The sequence below is a fragment of the Bradyrhizobium sp. USDA 10063 genome (assembly GCF_054063735.1).
In genome coordinates this window covers 5,820,029-5,841,361 of record NZ_JBSSGP010000002.1, presented here as the reverse complement: position 1 = coordinate 5,841,361, position 21,333 = coordinate 5,820,029, and the positions used below count along the sequence as shown (strand labels likewise).

Sequence of the window (21,333 nt, the reverse complement as noted above, 5' to 3'; positions counted from 1 at the left end):
AGGAGCGAAGCGACGAAGCAATCCATGCCTCGGCAAGCGGAGGAATGGATTGCTTCGCTTTCGCTCGCAATGACGGGTAGATCGTACGCCGCGCCATCCACTCAATCCGTCATCGCCATCGCGCGCAGCGCCTGGCGCTCGCGGGCGGAGAGTTTTTCCGTCTCCGATTTCAACTGGCCGCAGGCGGCAAGGATGTCGCGGCCGCGCGGGGTGCGCACCGGCGAGGAATAGCCCGCATTGAAGATGTATTCGGAGAATTTCTCGATCTGCTCCCAGTCGGAACATTCGTAACGCGTACCCGGCCACGGATTGAACGGGATCAGGTTGATCTTGGCCGGAATGCCCTTGAGCAGCTTCACGAGCAGCTTGGCGTCGTCGAGCGAATCGTTGACGCCCTTCAGCATCACATATTCGAAGGTGATGCGCCGCGCATTGGACGCGCCGGGATAATCGCGGCAGGCCTGCAGCAACTGCTCAATCGGATATTTGCGGTTGAGCGGCACCAACTCATTGCGCAACTCGTCGCGCACGGCATGCAGCGAGATCGCGAGCATGACGCCGATCTCCTCGCCGGTGCGGATGATGTTCGGCACCACGCCCGAGGTCGACAGCGTGATGCGGCGGCGTGAAATGCCGATGCCTTCATTGTCGGCGACGATCAACAGCGCATCGCGCACCGCGTCGAAATTGTAGAGCGGCTCGCCCATGCCCATCATCACGACGTTGGTGACGAGGCGGCTGCCGTTCTCGCGGTCGGCCCAATCATTCAAGCGATCGCGCGCCACCATCACCTGGCCGACGATCTCGCCGGCGGTAAGATTGCGCACCAGGCGCTGCGTGCCGGTGTGGCAGAAGGCGCAATTCAGCGTACAGCCGACCTGCGAGGAGACGCAGAGCGTGCCGCGGTCGGTCTCGGGGATATAGACGCATTCGACTTCATGCGGCTTCTCCAGCGCGTTGCCGCTCGGCAGCCGCAACAGCCACTTACGGGTACCGTCGTTGGAGATCTGCTCGGCGACCACTTCGGGCCGGTCGACGGTAAAATGCTTCTCCAGCTCGCTGCGCATCTCCTTCGAGACATTGGTCATCTCGGCAAAGCTCTCGGCGCCGCGGAAATAGATCCAATGCCAGAGCTGCTGGGTGCGCATCTTGCGTTGCGAGGCCGGGACGCCGATCTCGCCAAGCCGCTCGGCGATCTCCGCGCGCGACAGCCCGATCAGCGACGGCTTGGCCGGCGGCACATAGGTCTCGAGCGGAACTTTCTCCACGAGCGCGGTGCTTGCGCGATCGCTCTGGCTGGTGCGGGTATCGGTCATGGAACATCAAATAGGCTTTCCAGCAGGCGCTGGAAAGGCGTGAAATGCCGGTGCGCGCCCTCTCCCGCTTGCGGGGGAGGGCTGGGATGGGGGGTGTCTCCGCGCGAGACTCTTCGTGTGGAGAGAGCCCCCACCCGGCGCTTCGCGCCGACCTCCCCCGCAAGCGGGAGAGGTGGAATGAGTTCGCGGACCGGCCGTTCAACCAAGCGCCATGACGCTCTAGCGCCTGCAGTCCTGCGCCAGCCGGTCGAGTGCCTGCGACAGGCCTTTCAGCGAAAACGTGTCCGTGGTCTCGGTGCCCTTGGCCGAGACGCCTTTCACGGTCAGGTCTGCGGCCTTGCGCATGGCGTCGACCATGCGCTCTTCTTCCGCGGCGTTCTTGATCCAGAGCCCGTCGCCCTGGGTGTACATCGCATACGACCCGCCGCCGACCTCGAGCGTCGATTCCGAGCCCGGCTTCAGCGTGTAGCCGATCATGATCGAGACTTCGTTGACGACCTTTTCCGCAGGACGGGTCGAGACAAAGGCGTAGGCCGGATCGCGCGGGCGATTCGGCGGATTGGTCTTCGACGACGACGGCTTCGCCAGCGCAAAGCAGACCTTCTTGCCGTTCGGGGTCGCCGTGTAGGCGCCCCAGGTACCGTACTGGCCGATCAACGTCGGCTCCGCGCCACCGGCGGCAGCCGCAGCGGCGGCCTCCGGCTTGGCCGGGGCCGCAGGCTTCGCCGCGCCCTTCGTGGTCGTCTTGGGGGAACCACCCTGCCCCTGCGCCAAGGCGAAAGAGGTCGACCCGCAAAGCAGGGCGCTTGCAACCAGCGATGTCAGTATTTGCCGCACGGACAACTGGTTCCCCTATCATTGTGACTGGAAGATGGCCCAACCCGCGTCGGTCCCGGCGCGATGCAATAGCCGGAAAAGGCCTTTTTGGGAAGGTAGTTAGAGGAACGGCGCGCGGTTCCGCCGCATCAACCTTTGGCGCGGGAGGCGCGCTGCTGTTCCCACTGCGCGTCGCTCCATTGCAGGAGGTCCTCGGCCCCGGAACTGCGCAAATGCGCGCCGCCGTCCTGCACCACCATCTCGCCATTGATATAGCCGGCCTGGTCGGAGATCAGGAAACTCGCGAGGTTGGCGAGCTCGCCGTGTTCGCCCGGACGGCCCAGCGGGTTGCGGTGGGCCCAGCTCTCCTTGCGTCCTTCGGGGCGGAGCTGGCCGGTCGCGCCCGGCGTCGGGAATGCGCCCGGCGCGATCGCGACGGTGCGGATGCCCTTCGGACCCCATTCCACCGCGAGGCTCTTGGTCATCGCCAGCACCGCCGACTTCGCCATCGCCGACGGCACGGTGAAGGCGCGCCCGGTGATCGTCGAGGTCGAGAGGATCGAGAGGATGACGCCCTTGTGCCCGCCCTCGATCCAGCGCTTGCCGGCGGCCAGCGTGCAATACATCGTGCCGTGCAGCGTCGGCGCCAGGATCGCGTCCGCGGCGCGGAATGAGAGATGCTCGGTCTGCGCGATGAAGGTCGCCGCCGCGTTGTTGACGAGCACATCGATCGGCGCCTCGCGCCAGATCGTGTCCATCATCGCATCCACCGCCGTGCCGTCGCGGATGTCGCATGTGATCGCCGTGACCCTGGCGCCGAGATCGTTGCGCAAGCTCGCTGCCGTCTGCTGCAGTAATTCCGTCCTGCGGCCACAGATGATCAGGTCGGCGCCGAGCTCGGCGAAGCGTCGCCCCATCGCCGCGCCGAGCCCGGAACCACCGCCGGTGACGAGGATGCGCTTGTGGGCCAGCAGGCTCTTTTCAAACATTGTTTGATCCCTCCGCATTGTATTGTCGCCCGGCTTCAAATCCGGCATGAAGCGAGCAACCTTTCTGCGTCCGAAAATCAGGTGTGTCCATGAAAGCCATTCTCTGCAGGGAATACTGCCAACCCGACGATCTCGTGCTCGCGGATGTGCCCGATCCCGTGGCCGGACCGGGCGAAGCAGTGATCGCGATCAAGGCCGCGGCTTTGAACTTCTTCGACATCCTGATGATCCAGGGCAAGTACCAGATCAAGCCGCCGTTCCCGTTCTCGCCGGCAGCGGAAGTCGCCGGTGTGATCGAGAGCGTCGGTGCAGGGGTGACCGATCTCAAGGTCGGCGATCGCGTGGTTGCCTCCTGCGGCCACAATGGCGCGCGCGAGAAGATCGCGCTGCCGGCGAATTCGATCGTGAAGATTCCCGACAATCTCGATTTCGATCGCGCCGCCGGGATCATCATCATCTACGGCACCGCGCTGCACGCGCTGGAAGATCGCGCGAGCCCGAAACCGGGCGAGACGCTGGCCGTGCTGGGCGCCGCCGGCGGCACGGGGCTCGCGGCCTGCGAGCTCGGCAAGCTGATGGGCCTGAAGGTGATCGCCTGCGCTTCGTCGGACGAGAAGCTTGAATTCGCCAAGCAGCATGGCGCCGAGCTGACGCTCAACTACGCCAAGGAAGATCTGAAAGAAGGCCTGAAGGCGCTGACCGGTGGCAAGGGTGTCGACATCATCTTTGATCCCGTCGGCGGGACTTATGCCGAGGCCGCGCTGCGCGCCATCGCGTGGGAAGGCCGCTTCCTGGTGATCGGCTTTGCCGCCGGCGACATTCCGAAGATGCCGCTCAACCTCGCGCTGCTCAAAGGCTGCGACATCCGCGGCGTGTTCTGGGGCGCATGGACGCGGCTCAACCCCGACAAGAACCGCAAGAACCTCCAGAAGCTCGTGCAGTGGACCGCCGAAGGAAAGATCTCCTCGCATGTCGACCGTACCTTCCCGCTGTCGCAAACGGCGGAAGCGCTGAAGGTGCTCGCCGGCCGCAAGGCGATGGGCAAGGTGATCCTGCATCCGTGAAAAAGGCAACACACGCGTGAGTTGTGGCGCCGTGCAGGTGCCACGCTTCGCTTACGGAGCGACGCGGCATTTACCTAAGTGACTCGGATTCGCTTACCTATGTGAATCAATTGAGCGAGTCAGTTCCGGACGCGGAACTTATTCCCAAAATGTCCAATTTTAATCCAGTGAATTGGGCATTTTTGCCCTAATCGAACCAAAATAAATCCCAATTCGCGCTGATCGGGGCCGTTTTTTAGGCTCAATCGCAGTGCGTAAGTTCCCGGTAACGGGCACTGGGGCACAAAAAGACAACAGACAACCAGAGATGCCCAATCGTTGCGTATTGTGTAACGGGAAGCGTCAAGATGGTGGATGTTTCAGCACGCGTCACGCCGAGTGAGGCGCATGACGAAGATTTCGACGACCCTGAACTGGCGGAGTATCGCTACCAGCGGTCGTATCGAGCAGAGACCGATATCGACAGAGACGAACCCGCCCCGCTGTTCCTTTCATATCCTCTCGAGGAGGACAGCGGTGCGAAGTACCGACGAAGTTCACTTGAACATTCCCTCGGCCGCTCGTTGCTCACGAGCGGTCTTCTGATCGCTGCCGCTGCGGCGGTGGCTGTCATGGTGGTTTCCCTTGATGTCACACGCGACATCATGGTGACCGCCAAGACGTGGCTGCTCGGCACCTCGCAGGTGCAGGCCCGAACGGTGATGGCGGGCCTCCCGCAACCCGTCAGCGAGCCCACGCCGCCGCCGAGCAAGGCGGAACTTCCGTCGCGCGAGCAAATCGCGGCCGCCTATCAGGAGGCGATCAAGGTCGGCCAGGTTGCAGTCCGGCCGGTAACACCGCCATCTGCCGCTCCACCAGCGCCAACTGCCGCTCCACCCGCACCGTCGGCCGCACAAGCGGCACCGCCTGCTGCGCCGCCGGCGCCGGTCCCGCAGGCAAGACGGGTCAGTCCCGACGAGCTCAGCGCCCTGATGAAGCGGGCCAACGGCCTGCTTGCGATCGGCGATATCGCCGCCGCACGGCTGCTGCTTGAGCGCGCCGCCGATGCGCAGGAGGCCGATGCGGCGCTGCTGCTGGCGCGGACCTACGATCCCCTGGTGTTGGGAACGAAGGATGCGCGCGCGATCACGCCCGATCCGGCTCAGGCGCGGATCTGGTACCGCCGGGCGGCCGAGCTTGGCTCGCAGCACGCCCAGCAGCGTCTCACGCAAATGCAAGACTGAACCAGTTCGAGGAAACACATGCGACGCTTGTTTGGAGTGGCGTTATTCGCCCTGACGATAATCTGCGGCCCGGCAGCGCGGGCCGAGGAAACCGAATATGACCCGGCCAAGGTCAGCGACAGCCTCAGGGCCATTTTCCAGTTCGGCTCGGTCGCCACCAAGCAGAGCCTGAACGCCAATACGGTGACGCTGATCTCGGGCACGATCGGCGGCACCTACGTCCAGTTCGGCGCCGACCTCGCTTCCGTGCTCGACGACGGCAACAAGTTGCGCGTACTCCCGATCGTCGGGCGCGGTTCGGTGCAGAGCGTCGCCGACATCCTGTTCCTGCAAGGCGTCGATCTCGGCATCGTCCGCGCCGACACGCTCGACTATCTCGAAAGGAAGGGCTTTGCGAAGGACATCAAGAAGCAGTTCAGCTATGTGACCAAGCTCTACAACGAAGAGATGCATGTCGTCGCGCCGAAGACGATCAAGAGCCTGAAGGATCTCGAAGGCAGGATCATCAGCGTCGACCTGCCCAACGGCGGCACCTTCGTAACGGCACTCACGGTGTTCGAGCGGCTCGGCATGAAGGCGAAGTTCGTCTATATCGAGCAGCGCATCGCGATGGAGAAATTGAAGGCCGGTGAAATCGACGCCGTGATCGTGACCGGGGGCAAGCCCTACAAATCGGTCAGCACCTTCAACAATGACGGCCGCTTCCACATCGTCACCGTCGACTATGCCAAGCCGCTGCAGACCGACTATCTGCCGGCGACACTGACCTCGAAGGATTATCCGAACCTGATTGCGGATCAGGAGCGCGTCGACACCATCGCCGTTCCCGCCGTGCTCGCGGCCTATAACTGGGCGCCGAACACGGAACGCTCACGCAAGCTGGCGCTGTTCGTGGACGCGTTCTTCACGAAATTTCCGACCTTCCAGAAGCCGCCGTTTCATCCGAAATGGAAGGAGGTCTCGCTGGCCGCGCCACTACCCGACTGGAATCGGCTGCCGGCGGCCAAGCTATGGCTCGAGAAGCACAGCGTCGAAGCCGTGACGCGCAGTCGCTTCGATGAGTTCCTGAAGCAATCGCCGGCCGCAGCCAAGCTGCAGACGGACGCCGACAAGGAAGCGCTGTTCAAGCAGTTCCAGGCATGGGAAGCAGAGAACAACGCCCGCGCGCAGGTGCGCACGGGCGAAAAGCGCTAGCTCTTCGCCTCCTCGGCCGTCTCGGCGCCGCGCTTCAGCGCGGCGCGGGCGGCTTCGCGGTGCTCCGGCGTGATGTGGCTTGCGACCATGCGGATCGCAGTCGCGAGAATCGCGGCATCATCGGTGAAGCCGAGAATCGGCATCACGTCCGGCATAAAGTCGAACGGCAGGATGAAATAGGCGATGGCGCCAAGCAGCGACGCCTGCACATGGCGCGGCGTCTCCTTGTCGAACGCGCAATAATAGGCCGCCAGCAGGTCCTCGGCGAAAGGCAGTTTCGCCATCACCCGCTTCAGCTTGATCCAGAAACGCCGTCGCACGCTTTCGCGGTCCTGCGCCAGCCGATCGGCCGGCTCGAAACCGACAGTGTGTTCGGATGATGCCATCGGAAGAAGCTCCCTCAGATCGCGGCCGCCGCGCGGCTCCGCGATCCCTCGACCAGGAATTGGGGACCCAAATCCCGGCCCGCAAGATCGAAGGGTCTCTCAGCCAGCCTGCCTGGCGATCTTCTCCATCGCCTTGGCCAGTTCGATGTCGCGCGTCGTGACGCCGCCGGCGTCATGGGTCGCAAGCACCACCTCGACCGTCTTGTAGACGTTCTTCCATTCCGGGTGATGGTCGCGCTTCTCCGCGACCAGCGCGACACGGGTCATGAAGCCGAAGGCCTCGTTGAAATCCCTGAACGTGAAGGTCTTGGCGATCGCCTCGCGTCCGGGTACCTCGGACCAGCCGGACAGTTCCTTCAGCGCCGATTTCCGCGCGTCTGCCGACAACCGCTCTGCCATGGCAAATCTCCCATCTCACTCGCCCCTACCCTAACACGGGCGCCCACGAACCGGATCCGGGCGGAAATTCGGATCTGAAAGCGCGTCCTATCGCCGCTGCTAACCATGACGGGATTGTAACCTCGCCACCGCCGAAATTTTGTTACAATGCGAACGCTAAACGCGTCGGCAGGATGAACCGGAACCTCAAAGGGTTGTTTGCGCGATCGATGACCGGGCCCGACTTCGTCGCCGCTCCAGCTTCGCCTCCGCCGCGTTCGGCGCGACGACGGCTGAGCTTGGTGATGATCGCCGGCGTGCTTGCCATCATCGGCGCACTGGCCGCCGGCTATTACTTCGCGATGCGGCCGGTGAATCTCAGGATCGCGGTCGGCCCTGCCAACAGCGACGACCTCAAGGTCGTCCAGGCGCTGACCCAGGCCTTCAACCAGGGCAACGGCCAAATCCGGCTGCGTCTGATGCAGACCGACGGCGCGGTCGCCAGCGCCGAGGCGCTCGGCGACGGCAAGGCCGACCTTGCCATTATCCGCGGTGATCTGGACGTCCCTAAGAATGCTCAAGCGGTGGCGACGCTACGCAAGAATGTCGTGGCGATCTGGGTGCCGCCGCAGGGCAGAGCGAGGGGCAAGAAGGCCGCGCCGAAAATCACCAAGATCGCGCAGCTTGCCGGCCACCGCGTCGGCGTCGTCGGCCGCACGCCTGCCAACGTCAACCTCTTGAAGGTGATCCTGCAGCAATATGGCGTCGACCCCGCCAAAGTGGAGATCATCCAATTCCCCGCCAACGAGACGGCCGAGGCGATCAAGAGCCAGAAAGCGGACGCCTATCTCGCCGCCGGCCCCGTCAACAGCAAGATCACGACCGACGCGATCGCGGCCTCGACCCGCGACGGCGGCACGCCGACCTTCCTCGCCATCGACGCGGCGGAAGCGATCGCGCAGAACCATCCCGCCTACGAGGCCTCACAAATCCCCGCCGGCTCGCTCGGTGCCGCCGACCGGCCGGAGGACGAGGTCAAGACCATCAGCTTCTCGCACCATATCGTGGCGCGCAGGGGCATTTCCGAATCCACCATCGCCCTCTTCACCCGGCAGCTTTTCTCGATCCGGCAGTCGCTGAAGAACGATTTCCCGCCGGCTGCCAGGATCGAGACGCCGGACACCGACAAGGACGCCACGATTCCCGTGCATCCGGGCGCCGCGGCTTTCGTCGATGGCGACGAGAAGACCTTCCTCGACCGCTATAGCGATTACATCTGGTGGGCGCTGATGCTGGCGTCCGCGATGGGCTCGGCCGGCGCCTGGTTTGCCGGCTACCTGAAGAAGGACGAACGCAGCGTCAACACATCGCAACGCGACCGGCTGCTCGACATGATCGCCGCCGCGCGCCATTGCGATTCGATGGACGAGCTCGACCAGATGCAGGCGGAAGCCGACAACATCCTGCGCGATGCGCTCGCATGCTACGAGCACGGCACGATCGAGGATGGCACGCTGACCGCCTTCAACATCGCGATCGAGCAATTCCACAACGCGGTCACCGACCGCAAGCTGCTGTTGATCAGCATGCCGCAAAACCTGCAGCGCGCCAGCGCGCAATTCCGCGCGGCGGGTACAGCCTGAGTACTTCACCTCTCCCGCTTGCGGGAGAGGTCGCTGCGCCCCCGGCGCAGCGGGCGAGGGCTCTCTCTCCTCCTGGGGAATCCCAATGCGGAGACACCCCCACCCCAACCCTCCCCCGCAAGCGCAGGGCTATCGCATATGGCTGTTTGGTGGCTGTGAACGAGGCGGGCCTCATGGTTCGAGACGCGCCGCAAGCGGCGCTCCTCACCATGAGGGTCTAAGATCCCGCCGCGAAATCAGACCTCATCCTGAGGAGCACGCCCAAGCGTGCGTCTCGAGGATGGGCCGCGAAGGGACCGCCCACCAAGTTCTATTTCATATGCGATAGCCCTGCCCGCAAGCGGGAGAGGGGGCGCAGTGTGCACCGCGGATGCAATTCGTCCAGATCACATCGAAAGCATGATCCAATTCGTCGGATGGGATTGTGATTGCAATGATCGCCGGCGTAATCGCTTCGTCATAGAATCCTTCTAGGTCTGTTGCGACATTTCGGCGCATCTGGCGCCGGACCGACGGAGGCTCGCAAATGACGTTCAGGATTTCCCGCCGAAAATTCCTCTCTTCAGCCGCGGCCGGCGCCGGCATCGTCGCGATGCCCTATCTTTCCCGCGCCGCCGACCGGCCGGCGGTCACCCATGGCGTGCAGTCCGGCGATGTCGGCCTGGACGGCGGCGTGGTCTGGGCGCGCGCCGACCGGCCGTCGCAGATGATGGTCGAGGTCGCCACCGCCGAATCCTTCAAGGACGCGCGCGCGCTGCCGCCGATTGCGGCGCTGCCCGAAAGCGATTTCACCGCCAAGATGCTGTTGGAAAACCTGCCCTCCGGCCAGGACATCTTCTATCGCGTCCGCTTCCGCGACCTCGCCCATGTCAACGTCATCGGCGAGCCCGTGGTCGGCCGCTTCCGCACCGCGCCCGCCGACCGGCGCGATGTCAGCTTTGTCTGGGGCGGCGACGTCGCCGGCCAGGGCTGGGGCATCAATCCTGACGATGGCGGCATGTTCACCTTCGCCACCATGCGCAAATACAAGCCGGATTTCCTGCTGCATTCCGGCGACACCATCTATGCCGATGGCGTCATTCCGTCCGAAGTGAAGCTCGCCGACGGCAAGCTGTGGAAGAATGTCACCATTCCCGAAAAGGCCAAGGTCGCCGAGACGCTCGACGAATACCGCGCCGCGCACAAGTACAACATGCTCGACGAGCATGTGCGCGGCTTCAATGCGGAGGTGCCGATCTTCGTGCAGTGGGACGACCACGAGGTCACCAACAACTGGTCGCTGTCGAAACAGCTTCCCGCCGCCTACAAGGAGCGCGACGTCAACGTGCTCGCAGCCCGTGCCGCGCGCGCCTTCCATGAGATGTATCCGATGCGCGAAAGCCTCAATGAGCCGGGCCGCGTCTACCGCACGCTCAGCTACGGACCCCATCTGGACGTGTTCATGCTGGATGAGCGCAGCTATCGCGGCCCCAACGGCGCCAACCAGCAGACCAGCTACGGCCCAGAAGCCTATTTCCTCGGCCCGGACCAGCTCGCCTGGCTGAAGCGCGCGCTGCTCAATTCGCGCGCGACCTGGAAGGTGATCGCCTCCGACATGCCGCTCAGCCTCATCGTCTATGACGATGCGGCCAACAGCAAGGGCTCCGAAGCGTTCGCGCAAGGAGACGGCCCGCCGCGCGGCCGCGAGCTCGAGATCGCCGAGATCCTGCGCTTCATCAAGACCGCGGGCATCGTCAACACCGTGTGGCTGACGGCCGACGTGCATTACGCCGCTGCGCATTACTACAATCCGAACAAGGCCCAATTCCAGGAATTCGACCCGTTCTGGGAATTCGTCTCCGGCCCGCTGCATGCCGGCACTTTCGGCCCCAACGAGCTCGACAACACGTTCGGACCCGAGGTGAAGTTCATCAAGGCGCCCGGCGCCGACAAGCAGAACCTGCCGCCATCCGCAGGCATGCAGTTCTTCGGCCACGTCAAGATCGACGGCGCGACCGGGCAGATGACGGTGACCTTGCGCGACCGCGCCGACGTCGCGCTGTGGTCGACCATGCTCGACCCGAAGCCGGTGTAAACAGCAGCGCTGGCCGCCGGCCTCTCCTCATCCCGAGGAGCCGCGAAGCGGCGTCTCGAGGGATGGGCCGCGGGCCTCATGGTTCTCCCGGCGATGCGAAGCATCGTCCGGAGACGCGCCAAGCGGCGCTCCTCACCATGAGGGTCTGCCATTTAAACCCGCTTTCTTAGCGCTGCTTCCAGCGCTTCGCTTGAGCACGGCTTGACCAGGCGCGGCTTGCCGGCCAGCGCGGCGGGAAGCTGCACGTCGGCGCCGTAGCCGGTGACGAAGACATAGGGGATTTGCAGCGAGTCCAGTTTTTCCGCGAGCGCAAAGGTGTTCTCGCGCGCCAGCACGACATCCAGCAGCGCGAAGTCGGGTTGGCGGTGGGCGATGATCTGAAGCGCTTTCGCCACGCTGGTCGCTGTCCGCACCGTCGTCACCCCGAGGCCGAGGATCGTGTCCTCGAAATCGAGGGCGATGATCGGGTCATCCTCGACGATCAACACGTCGGAGGGCATGCCGTTGAAGGCGGGTTCCATGTGCGCGCCATATCCTGTCTTGAAGCATTGATCTGATGGGCCGGCCATGAGCCGGCAGTCGGCACGCTGCCGGCGCCTCACGTGAAGCGCACCGGCGGTTCCCACGTCGAAAGCATCACACTGTGGTTCCGGCGTCTGTTCACTTGTGAACATAAAATCGGGAACGGGTTGACTATCGTCGCGGTTGGAGAGGGGGAGACCCGATGCTTCAACAACGCGGCCAACCGGCCAGCGCCGACCGGCCCTTCAACAACCTGTTGCGCCGTCTGAGCGACGCCGATTATGGGCTGATCTCGCCGCACCTCACGCGCGCCGAGGCCGATGCCAACGCCCTGCTTTACAGCCCCGGCGACGATGTCGAGACCGTATATTTTCCGTGCGGGCCGGGCCTCGTCTCCTACCTCGTGACCAACGAGGACGGTCGCGACGTCGAGACCATCCTGGTCGGCCGCGAAGGCGCTGTCGGCGGCATCGTCAGCCAGGGATTTCTTCCCGCCTATACCCGCATCGTCGTCAAATTCGGCGGACCGTTCGTGCGGATGCCGGTCGGCAGGCTGGAAGCGGCCAAGCTGAAATCGCCTTCGATCCGCAACGTCTTCGCGCGCTATGCCGACTGCATGCTGGCGCAAATCTTCCAGTCGACCGCCTGCAATGCCATCCACTCGATCGAGCAGCGCACCGCCAAATGGATCATCTCGGCCATGGAGCGTACCAATGGCGACTGCGCCGTGCCGCTCACGCATGAGCAGCTCGCCACTCTGCTTGGGGTGGGCCGCAGCTATGCCAGCCGCGTGATCCAGTCCTTCAAGGCCGAGAGCATCCTGGAGACGCGCCGCGGCGCGATTCTGGTCCGCAACCTGGATGGCCTGCGCCTCCGCTCCTGCCTGTGCAACGAGGCCGTCAAGGATCACTTTGAGGAGGTGCTCCGCGGGGTCTATCCGAGCGAAGAAAAAGAGCCCGGATAGGCCTGACCTGCACCTGCGGTGGAGACTGCACTCCCTCTCCCGCTTGCGGGGGAGGGCTGGGGTGGGGGTATCTCCGCGAATCGCACTGTTCTTGTACGCGGAGAGAGCCCCCACCCGGCGCTTGCGCGCCGACCTCCCCCGCACGCGGGAGAGGTGAAGGGGAGCCTTGCTAAGCCCCAAAAACGGCCGGCACCCGGCAAACAACGCATTGTTTTTTGGCCGTTTCTGACTATATTGCGCCGCAAACGCGCAAGCTTTGCCCGGTCCCCTTCGGCCGGGCTTGCTTTTTGAGGCGAACCGCGCCCCGCGAGATTTCAAAGGCTTGAGTGTGATCCGGACCCGGAGGGGCCGTATTTGCCAAGGATCGATCCCGGCTTTCCGGCGAGATCGCTCAAGACCCGTGCATGACCGAAAAGCAGAGCCATGAATCTTCGTAACGTCGCCATCATCGCCCACGTCGACCACGGCAAGACCACCCTGGTGGACCGCCTGCTGCAGCAATCCGGCACGTTCCGCGAGAACCAGAAGGTCGCCGAACGCGCCATGGACTCCAACGACCTCGAGCGCGAACGCGGCATCACCATCCTGGCCAAGGCCGCCTCGGTGCAGTGGAAAGACATCCGCATCAACATCGTCGACACCCCCGGCCACGCCGATTTCGGTGGCGAGGTCGAGCGCATCCTCAACATGGTTGACGGCGCGCTGGTGCTGGTGGACGCCGCCGAAGGCCCGCTGCCGCAGACCAAGTTCGTGGTTTCCAAGGCGCTCAAGGTCGGCTTGAAGCCGATCGTCGTCATCAACAAGGTCGATCGTCCCGACGCGCGGCCCACCGAAGTGATCAACGAGGTGTTCGATCTGTTCGCGGCGCTCGATGCCAGCGAGGAGCAGCTCGATTTCCCGATCCTGTACGGCTCGGCCAAGCAGGGCTGGATGGCGGAGAGCCCGGAAGGTCCGAAGGATCAGGGCATGCAGCCGCTGTTCGACCTGATCGTGCGCCATGTCGCGGCGCCCAAGGTCGAGGAAGGCCCGTTCCGCATGATCGGCACCATCCTCGAGGCCAACCCCTATCTCGGCCGCATCATCACCGGACGCATCTCTTCCGGCATCCTCAAGCCGAACCAACAGGTGAAGGTGTTGAACGCGGAAGGCAAGCTGGTGGAGCAGGGGCGCGTGACAAAGATCCTGGCGTTCCGCGGGCTTGAGCGCACGCCGCTCGATGAGGCCGAAGCCGGCGACATCGTCGCCATTGCCGGCCTGACCAAGGGCACCGTCGCCGACACCTTCTGCGATCCCACCGTCGAGACGCCGCTGCCGGCGCAGCCGATCGATCCGCCGACGGTATCGATGTCCTTCATCGTCAACAACTCGCCGCTCGCCGGCACCGAGGGCGACAAGGTGACGAGCCGCATGATCCGCGACCGCCTGTTGCGCGAGGCGGAGGGCAATGTGGCGCTCCGCGTCACCGAAGCATCCGACAAGGATTCCATGGAAGTCTCCGGCCGCGGCGAACTGCAGCTCGCGATCCTGATCGAGACCATGCGCCGCGAGGGCTTCGAGCTTTCAGTGTCGCGTCCCCGCGTCGTGTTCAAGAAGGACGAGGCGACCGGCCAAGCGCTTGAGCCGATCGAAGAGGTCGTGATCGACGTCGACGAGGAGCATTCCGGCGTCGTCGTGCAAAAGATGAGCGAGCGCAAGGCCGAGATGATCGAGATGCGCCCGTCCGGCGGCAACCGCTTGCGACTCGTGTTCTACGCGCCGACCCGCGGCCTGATCGGCTATCAGGGCGAACTGCTGACCGATACCCGCGGCACTGCGATCATGAACCGCCTGTTCCACGGCTATGCGCCCTACAAGGGCGAGATCCAGGGCCGTCGTAACGGCGTCTTGATCTCAAACGACCAGGGCGAGGCCGTCGCCTACGCCATGTTCAAGCTGGAAGACCGCGGCCCGATGATGATCGAGCCGGGCTGGAAGGTCTACAAGGGCATGATCGTCGGCGAGCACACCCGCGACAACGATCTCGAGATCAATGTGCTGAAGGGCAAGCAGCTCACCAACATCCGCACCACCTCCAAAGATGAAGCGGTGCGCCTGACCCCGCCGATCCGCATGACCCTGGAAAAGGCGCTGGCCTATATCGAGGACGACGAGCTGGTCGAGGTGACGCCGAAGTCGATCCGCCTGCGCAAGAAGCACCTCGATCCGAACGACCGCAAGCGCGCCGAAAAGGCCAAGGAAGCGGTGGCCTAAGTTCACCTTTTCGTCATGCCCCGCGCATGCGGGGCATCCAGTACGCGGCGGCCTTTGGGCTTAAGCATTGATGTCTCTGGAATACTGGATCACCCGCATACGCGGGTGATGACGGCTATGCTCGGGGCGGCTTCAGGCATGCACAGGAACGTGCTAGAGCCGTGCCATGAGTTCCCTCCCCTCCTCAGTCGACGTCGCCATCATCGGCGCAGGCGCAGCCGGCCTTGGCGCTGCCAATGCGCTCAAGGTGTCCGGCCTGTCGGTGATCGTGCTCGAAGCGCGCGACCGCCTCGGTGGAAGAGCGCACACGGTCCAGGCCGCGCCCGATGTGGTGTTCGACGTCGGCTGCGGCTGGCTGCATTCGGCGGACAAGAACAGTTTCATTGCCATCGCGGGACAACTGAATTTCGAGATCGATAAGACCTTGCCGCCCTGGCGCGAGCGCGCCTATGGCAAGGCGTTCCCGCAAGCCGATCGCGATGATTTCATCCGTTCGCTCGACGAGTTCTATGAGCGCGCCTGGGAAGCCGCGCAAACCGGCGAGGACGCGCCTGCCAACCGCTATCTCGAGCCGGGCAACCGCTGGAACCCGATGATCGATGCGATCTCCACCTATGTGAACGGCTGCGAGCTCGATCAGGTCTCGATCCAGGACATGGAGGCTTACGAGGACACCAACATCAATTGGCGCGTGCGGCGCGGCTATGGCGCGCTGATCGCGGCGTACGGTGCCTCATGTCCCGTCACGCTCAACTGCAATGTCACGCTGATCGACCATTCCGGAAAACGCCTGCGCCTCGAAACGTCGCTGGGCACGCTTGCGGCCGATCGCGTGATCGTGACAGTGCCGACCAATTTGATCGCGGATGAAGCGATCCGCTTCTCGCCGGCGCTGCCGGCAAAGGTCGACGCCGCGCGGGGACTGCCGCTCGGCGTCGACGACAAGGTGACGCTCGCGCTTGCCGATGCGGAAGCTTTTCCGAAGGAAGGCAATTTGCGCGGCGCCACCATGCGCACCGAAATGGGCACCTATCACATCCGCCCGTTCGGCCAGCCCTGCATCGAAGGCTTTTTTGGCGGCCGGTTTGCAAGAGAACTGGAAGATGCCGGCGACGGCGCCTTTGCCGCGCACAGCATCGACGAGATCGCGGGCTTCCTCGGCAACGACATCCGCCGCAAGCTGAAGCCGCTGACAGAATCCCGCTGGGCGAACGATCCGTTCGCCCGCGGCGCCTATTCGCACGCACTCCCGGGACGTGCGGGCAAACGCGCCGTGCTCGCCGCGCCGGTCGATGGTCGGCTGTTCTTCGCAGGCGAAGCGACCTCGCCGAACTTCTTCTCCACCGCGCATGGCGCACGCGACTCAGGCGAGCGCGCGGCGGAGGAAGTGTTGGCATCGCTGGCGAAGCGATAGCGGGCTCACTCGTCATTGCGAGCGGAGCGAAGCAATCCATTTCACCACTTGCGGAGGCGTGGATTGCTTCGCTTGCGCTCGCAATGACGGTGGGAAACATCATTCCATCACCCGCGAACGCATATCCGCATCCGGCACAAAGCAAGTCTCGTACTTCCCGAAGATGCGATAGCGGTTGCGGGCGACGAGATTGTAGACGGCGTCGCGCAGCGGCTTTGGCACCGCGAACAGCGCTCGCGTCCAGCGCCAGCCGGGTAACCGGCTCAGCACCGTCAGCGCGGCGTCGGATTTGAAATACGCGACGCCGCCGTGCACGACGGCGTTGGTGTCGGGGTCATTGGGATCGATGCCGAACGCATGGGCCAGCCGCGTGCCATAGTCCGATTGGATCGGCGTGAAGTGGAAGCGGCGGTCCGCGTCGCGCGCGATGACAAAGCGCACCCAGCGCGAGCAGAAGATGCAGACGCCGTCATAGAGGATCACGTCGTCGTCGGGCCAGGGTGTCATCGGTTATCCAGTATCAGCAAGACCGCCAGCATCAGCACGATCGCGGCTCCCGTCTTCACCAGGGTCCCTAAGATGGTTTTGCGATCATCAGCCAGAGAATCAGCATCACCGAGCCGAAGCCGGGGATGCCGAACAGAAACCAGCCGCGGAACAGCGCGAAATAGCGCGGCGGCAGCCTTTCGCCCTTCTCCGCGGCCAGCCTCGCGAGATCGCGCATCTCGATCTGCATGAAGATCACGGGCACCCAGAAGGCTCCCGCGACGGCATAGAGCGCGAGCGAGGCGAGCAGCCAGCCTTCGGCAAGCGAGGTCGACGACATCAGCATCAACAGCCCGCCAGTCGCCGGCTGCAGCAATACCGCCGTCAGCGTGAACACCGCATCGGCGATCACCACGGTCGCGGCCGTGCGCGCGATGAAATCGGCGTCGCCGCTGCGATGCGCCATCAGCATGAAGAAGGCGATGCCCGTGCCGGTGCCGAGGATGACGATGGCGCCGAGCACATGCAGATACTTGACAAAGAAATAGAGCGTCATGGCTTTTTGGCCGCAGCGGCGCGCGGCGCTTTCAGCGCGCGATCGAGTTCTGCCGCCGCAAGCTTAACGCCATTCTCGCTTTCGGGCAGCCAATGACCCTCTCCGCCAGAGGCCGGCAGGATATGAAAATCCGCCCGCCCGCCGGCTTTGCGAAAGGCATCGGCAAGCCGGCGCGACAGCTCGGGCGGAAAATAGCTGTCATTGGCGGCGACGAGCCAAGTCACCGGCACCTTCGCGCTTCGGCCGAACTTTGCCGCGGAAGCCATGAGCGTATGCGGCGCGCAGACCTGATTCGGAAAGTCATTGGCGCGGCCGCCGCGCCCGGGCGCAAAGGCGATGATCGCCGAAATGCCCTCCGGCTTCTCGGCGGCGAGCGCCAGCGCACCCCAGCCGCCGGCGGAATGACCGATGACGACGGCGTGATCCTTCCGGATGAACGGCTGGTCGTGCAGATAATCGAGCGCAAGCCCGATCTGCCCGGCGGTGGCACGAGCCGAGCGTGAATAATCCGCCTCGTCGCAGCCGCCCTGATCCTCCAGGTATGTTCCGCCTGTCGCGCCGTGGCCCAGCCGCTCCGGCAACAGCACGGCAAGGCCGCGTGCGACCAGAAAAGCCGCCAGCGCGCGGTATTCGGGCTGTGGCATCTGCGCCCGGCGCAGCACATTCTGCGTCGTGGCGTGCGCGATCACGGCAAGCGGAAATGGCCCTGCGCCCGGCGGGCGAAACAGCAAGGCGCGAGCCGGCCGCGCGGGATCGGGCGACGGCACCAGCCATTGCTGCCGCCGGTCCGGCTCGCCCTCCTCGCCCCGCGGCCCCAAGATGGGTTGCGCCAGCGCGGGCCCAGAGCCGACCGCCGCGGCAACAAGCAGCGCGAAAATCACTTTAGGTGAATGCATCCTCGGCCTGACGCGACCATGCTGGGCAAACAGGATTCGCCGAAAGACTATCGCGCGAATCAACACTCGGCGCAGTTTTTCACGACACGCTTGCTGACCATATGTCGTCGGCGTGACGCCAGCCCGCCTCCAGCATCACGAACTGGCCGATCGAAGCATCGCATTGTCCTCTTTCGATACAAGTCGTTCAAAAACTGATGCAAAAAGTCCACAGGTTAACCGATAATTAACGATAGAGCTTGAAGGCGGCGCGCCGACTTGCTTTGATTGGATCATGAGCACAACCCTGATAGAGGTCCGGCCGGCCAAAGTTGCGGATGCAGCCGCGGTGGCGGCTACGCACGACGAAGCCTGGCGTTCGGCCTATCAGGGCATCATCCCCGGCGCCGAACTGGAAAAGCTGATCAACCGGCGCGGTCCTTGCTGGTGGGACAGTGCGATCCGCAAGGGCAGCCGCGTCAGCGTGCTGGTGTTCGGCGACAAGATCGCGGGCTATGCCAATTACGGTCGTAACCGCGCCCGCAGCCTGCACTTCGAAGGCGAGATCTACGAGCTCTATCTGCGGCCGGAATTCCAGGGCCTCGGCTTCGGCCGCCGCCTGTTCAATGCCGCCCGCCGCGACCTCGTGCAGAGCGGGCTGAAGAGCATGGTGGTCTGGGCGCTGTCCGATAACGACCCGGCCACGGAATTCTATCGCGCGCTTGGCGGCCGCATGGTGGCGCGCTCTTCGGAGCGGTTCGGGCCGAAATCGCTCGACAAGGTCGCTTTTGCCTGGACCAACTGAGGTCGGGGGCGGCCTCGGGCCGGCGCTATGCGCGCGCGTCAACCAATAGCCCAAAAATCCATCATTTTTCCTCGAAAGTTCGATGGATGGGCGGGCCCAGCCCGCGTATGACAGCAGCAATCACTATTCCTGCCCGGCGCGCCTGCCCTGGCAATCACGGAGTTCTCTATGCGTATTGATGCGGTATCGATCGGAGTGAATCCGCCGCATGACGTCAACGTCATCATCGAAGTGCCGGTCGGCGGTGAGCCGATCAAGTATGAAATGGACAAGGAAGCCGGCACGCTGGTGGTCGACCGCTTCCTCTATACGCCGATGCGCTATCCCGGCAATTACGGCTTCATCCCGCATACGCTTTCAGACGACGGCGACCCCTGCGACGTGCTGATCGTCAATACCCGCGCCATCGTGCCGGGCGCGGTGATGAGCGTGCGGCCGGTCGGGGTGCTGCTGATGGAGGATGAAGCCGGCGGTGATGAGAAGATCCTCGCGGTGCCCTCGTCGAAGCTCACCCAGCGCTACGACAAGGTGAAGAACTACAGCGACCTTCCCCAGATCACGCTGGACCAGATCCAGCACTTCTTCGAGCACTACAAGGATCTCGAGAAAAACAAATGGGTGAAGGTGCTGCGCTGGGGCGATGCCGATGAAGCGCGCAAGCTGATCACCGAGGCGATCGCGCGCGCGAAGAAATAAATAGCCGCGCCCCGAACGCGCGACGCAGCGCTTCCGGGGCGTCGGCGTGTCGAGGGGGGACGATTGCGCCGGCTCATCAAGATCATCGGCAAGGCCCTGCTGCTCCTGCTTGCAGCGGCTGTCGTCCTTGCCGGCGCGGTCGCCTTCAATGTCTTCAGCCGCGGCTCGCGGCAGCTCCAGGTCGAGGCCATCCCGCGCGCAGCCGTTGACGCCGAAGCCGCCGCCACCCGGCTTGCCGAGGCGATCCGGTTCAAGACGATTTCGAGCTTTGAAAAGCCCGAGCAGCATGCCCAGGCGCTGCGCGGCATGCAGGCGCATATCGAGAAGAGCTTCCCGGCGTTTCATGCCGCAGCCAAGCGCGAGATCATCGGCGGCCTGAGCCTGCTCTATACCTGGGAAGGCAGCGATCCGCGGGCGCGGCCGATCGCCCTGCTCGCGCATCAGGACGTGGTTCCGGTCGCGCCCGGCACCGACAAGGACTGGCAGCAGCCGCCCTATGACGGCGTGATCGCCGACGGCTTCATCTGGGGCCGCGGCTCCTGGGACGACAAGGGCAACCTCTATTCGATGCTGGAGGCCGCCGACGCGCTGGCGAAAGCGGGTTTCCACCCGAAGCGGACGATCTATTTCGCCTTCGGCCACGATGAGGAGGTCGCGGGCCCGCGCGGCGCCAAGGTCATCGCCGCGACGCTCGCCTCGCGCGGGATCAAGCTCGACTTCGTGCTCGACGAGGGGCTGTTGATCACCGACGGCATCATGAAAGGGCTTGCCAAGCCGGCTGCCCTGATCGGCGTCGCAGAAAAAGGCTATGCCACGCTGGTGCTCTCGGCACAGGCGACGCCCGGCCACTCCTCGATGCCGCCGCGCGAGACCGCGATCGGCATGATGAGCGCGGCGCTCGCAAGGCTCGAGGATCACCGCCTGCCGATGCAGATCCGTGCCACGGTGTCAGAGATGTTCGACACGCTGGCCCCAGAGATGAGCGGCTTCAACCGCGTGGTGCTGTCGAACCTCTGGCTGTTCAAGCCGCTGCTCTTGCGCGAGTTCGAGAAGAGCGGGCCGACGGAAGCGATGGTACGCACCACTACCGCGCTCACCATCTTCAATGCCGGCGACAAGGATAATGTGCTGCCCGGCCATGCCGATGCCACCGTCAACTTCCGCCTGCTTCCCGGCGACACCCAGGCGAGCGTGACCGAGCACGTCCGCTCCACCGTCGCCAACGATCGCATCGCGATCAAACCGTTTCCCGGCAATACCGATCCGCCACCGGTGACCGGCACAGTCAGCGCGTCCTACCAGACGCTCAACCGTACCATTCGCGAGATCTACCCCGACGTCATCGTCGCGCCCGGCCTGATGATCGCCGCGACCGATTCGCGGCATTATGCAGAGATCACCGACAACATCTTCCGCTTCTCCCCGGTGCGGGCCAACAGCGAGGACCTGAAGCGCTTCCACGGCACCAATGAACGCCTCAGCATCGATGGCTATGCCGACATGATCCGGTTCTATCGGCGATTCATCGAGAACAGCGCGGGGTCATGACGCACCCGTCATTCCGGGGCGCGCGTCAGCGCGAGCCCGGAATCCATCGGGCCACAAGCGCTAGGGGTGAAATGGATTCCGGGCTCGATGCGGAGCCTGTCATCGGGCCGCGCTTCGCGCGGACCCGGTGGCAT

General features: G+C 64.1%; 20 protein-coding genes. 11 read left to right on the top strand and 9 right to left on the bottom strand.

The window, feature by feature from the left end; all coding sequences use genetic code 11:
- Positions 1-101 precede the first annotated feature (101 nt).
- The 3 genes from rlmN to ACVJGD_RS29755 all read right to left on the bottom strand — a co-directional run bounded on the left by rlmN (position 102) and on the right by ACVJGD_RS29755 (position 3,121).
- Positions 102-1,316, bottom strand: coding sequence for a 23S rRNA (adenine(2503)-C(2))-methyltransferase RlmN (rlmN, locus tag ACVJGD_RS29765; protein WP_456637567.1), 1,215 nt, complete (start codon positions 1,314-1,316; stop codon positions 102-104).
- A gap of 219 nt (positions 1,317-1,535) precedes the next feature.
- Complete coding sequence (locus ACVJGD_RS29760; RefSeq protein WP_456640416.1) at positions 1,536-2,117, bottom strand: invasion associated locus B family protein; 582 nt, start codon at positions 2,115-2,117, stop codon at positions 1,536-1,538.
- Between the two features lie 164 nt (positions 2,118-2,281).
- Positions 2,282-3,121, bottom strand: a complete 840-nt coding sequence (locus ACVJGD_RS29755) for an SDR family oxidoreductase (RefSeq protein WP_456637566.1) — start codon at positions 3,119-3,121, stop codon at positions 2,282-2,284.
- Positions 3,122-3,210: 89 nt separating this feature from the next.
- On the opposite strand from ACVJGD_RS29755, the gene ACVJGD_RS29750 reads away from it, so the two are divergent.
- From ACVJGD_RS29750 to ACVJGD_RS29740, 3 genes are all read left to right on the top strand, one after another.
- Positions 3,211-4,185: an NADPH:quinone oxidoreductase family protein gene (locus tag ACVJGD_RS29750; RefSeq protein WP_456637565.1), complete on the top strand. Its 975-nt coding sequence runs from the start codon at positions 3,211-3,213 to the stop codon at positions 4,183-4,185.
- Between the two features lie 347 nt (positions 4,186-4,532).
- Positions 4,533-5,408 carry a hypothetical protein gene (locus ACVJGD_RS29745; RefSeq protein WP_456637564.1) on the top strand — a complete coding sequence of 292 codons (876 nt, stop codon included), beginning with the start codon at positions 4,533-4,535 and terminating at the stop codon, positions 5,406-5,408.
- Between the two features lie 18 nt (positions 5,409-5,426).
- Positions 5,427-6,602, top strand: coding sequence for a TAXI family TRAP transporter solute-binding subunit (locus ACVJGD_RS29740; protein ID WP_456637563.1), 1,176 nt, complete (start codon positions 5,427-5,429; stop codon positions 6,600-6,602).
- On the opposite strand, the gene ACVJGD_RS29735 is transcribed toward ACVJGD_RS29740, so the two are convergent.
- The gene (locus ACVJGD_RS29735) at positions 6,599-6,988 is read right to left on the bottom strand and encodes a YkvA family protein (protein WP_456637562.1); all 390 of its coding nucleotides are present in this window, start codon (positions 6,986-6,988) and stop codon (positions 6,599-6,601) included. The genes ACVJGD_RS29740 and ACVJGD_RS29735 overlap by 4 nt on opposite strands.
- Positions 6,989-7,087: 99 nt before the next feature.
- Entirely contained in the window at positions 7,088-7,387 is a 300-nt protein-coding gene (locus ACVJGD_RS29730; protein WP_456637561.1) for a 4a-hydroxytetrahydrobiopterin dehydratase, read from the bottom strand.
- A gap of 173 nt (positions 7,388-7,560) precedes the next feature.
- Here ACVJGD_RS29730 and ACVJGD_RS29725 point away from each other — a divergent pair, with 173 nt between their 5' ends.
- Entirely contained in the window at positions 7,561-9,009 is a 1,449-nt protein-coding gene (locus ACVJGD_RS29725; RefSeq protein WP_456637560.1) for a TAXI family TRAP transporter solute-binding subunit, read from the top strand.
- A gap of 526 nt (positions 9,010-9,535) precedes the next feature.
- A complete protein-coding gene (locus ACVJGD_RS29720; RefSeq protein WP_456637559.1) occupies positions 9,536-11,083 on the top strand; it encodes an alkaline phosphatase D family protein in 1,548 nt (515 codons plus the stop codon).
- Positions 11,084-11,235: 152 nt separating this feature from the next.
- Here ACVJGD_RS29720 and ACVJGD_RS29715 read toward each other — a convergent pair whose 3' ends face one another.
- Positions 11,236-11,604, bottom strand: coding sequence for a response regulator (locus ACVJGD_RS29715; protein ID WP_456637558.1), 369 nt, complete (start codon positions 11,602-11,604; stop codon positions 11,236-11,238).
- Between the two features lie 203 nt (positions 11,605-11,807).
- On the opposite strand from ACVJGD_RS29715, the gene ACVJGD_RS29710 reads away from it, so the two are divergent.
- The 3 genes from ACVJGD_RS29710 to ACVJGD_RS29700 all read left to right on the top strand — a co-directional run bounded on the left by ACVJGD_RS29710 (position 11,808) and on the right by ACVJGD_RS29700 (position 16,233).
- Entirely contained in the window at positions 11,808-12,569 is a 762-nt protein-coding gene (locus ACVJGD_RS29710; protein WP_456637557.1) for a Crp/Fnr family transcriptional regulator, read from the top strand.
- A gap of 423 nt (positions 12,570-12,992) precedes the next feature.
- A complete protein-coding gene (gene typA, locus ACVJGD_RS29705) occupies positions 12,993-14,819 on the top strand; it encodes a translational GTPase TypA (protein WP_456637556.1) in 1,827 nt (608 codons plus the stop codon).
- Positions 14,820-14,985: 166 nt separating this feature from the next.
- Positions 14,986-16,233, top strand: coding sequence for a flavin monoamine oxidase family protein (locus ACVJGD_RS29700; RefSeq protein ID WP_456637555.1), 1,248 nt, complete (start codon positions 14,986-14,988; stop codon positions 16,231-16,233).
- A gap of 99 nt (positions 16,234-16,332) precedes the next feature.
- On the opposite strand, the gene ACVJGD_RS29695 is transcribed toward ACVJGD_RS29700, so the two are convergent.
- The 3 genes from ACVJGD_RS29695 to ACVJGD_RS29685 form a co-directional block, all read right to left on the bottom strand.
- A complete protein-coding gene (locus ACVJGD_RS29695; RefSeq protein WP_456637554.1) occupies positions 16,333-16,740 on the bottom strand; it encodes a thiol-disulfide oxidoreductase DCC family protein in 408 nt (135 codons plus the stop codon).
- Positions 16,741-16,807: 67 nt separating this feature from the next.
- The gene (locus ACVJGD_RS29690) at positions 16,808-17,275 is read right to left on the bottom strand and encodes a DUF2269 family protein (RefSeq protein ID WP_456637553.1); all 468 of its coding nucleotides are present in this window, start codon (positions 17,273-17,275) and stop codon (positions 16,808-16,810) included.
- Positions 17,272-18,156 (bottom strand): alpha/beta hydrolase family protein, encoded by an 885-nt coding sequence (locus ACVJGD_RS29685; protein WP_456637552.1) that lies wholly within the window; start codon positions 18,154-18,156, stop codon positions 17,272-17,274. The genes ACVJGD_RS29690 and ACVJGD_RS29685 overlap by 4 nt, the downstream gene beginning before the upstream one ends.
- 289 nt (positions 18,157-18,445) lie before the next feature.
- Between ACVJGD_RS29685 and ACVJGD_RS29680 the strand changes: the two genes are divergently transcribed.
- The 3 genes from ACVJGD_RS29680 (at position 18,446) to ACVJGD_RS29670 (ending at position 21,199) form a co-directional block, all read left to right on the top strand.
- Positions 18,446-18,955: an N-acetyltransferase family protein gene (locus tag ACVJGD_RS29680; RefSeq protein WP_456637551.1), complete on the top strand. Its 510-nt coding sequence runs from the start codon at positions 18,446-18,448 to the stop codon at positions 18,953-18,955.
- Positions 18,956-19,123: 168 nt separating this feature from the next.
- Positions 19,124-19,651 (top strand): inorganic diphosphatase, encoded by a 528-nt coding sequence (ppa, locus tag ACVJGD_RS29675; RefSeq protein ID WP_456637550.1) that lies wholly within the window; start codon positions 19,124-19,126, stop codon positions 19,649-19,651.
- Between the two features lie 63 nt (positions 19,652-19,714).
- Positions 19,715-21,199 (top strand): M20 family peptidase, encoded by a 1,485-nt coding sequence (locus ACVJGD_RS29670; RefSeq protein ID WP_456637549.1) that lies wholly within the window; start codon positions 19,715-19,717, stop codon positions 21,197-21,199.
- Positions 21,200-21,333 lie beyond the last annotated feature (134 nt).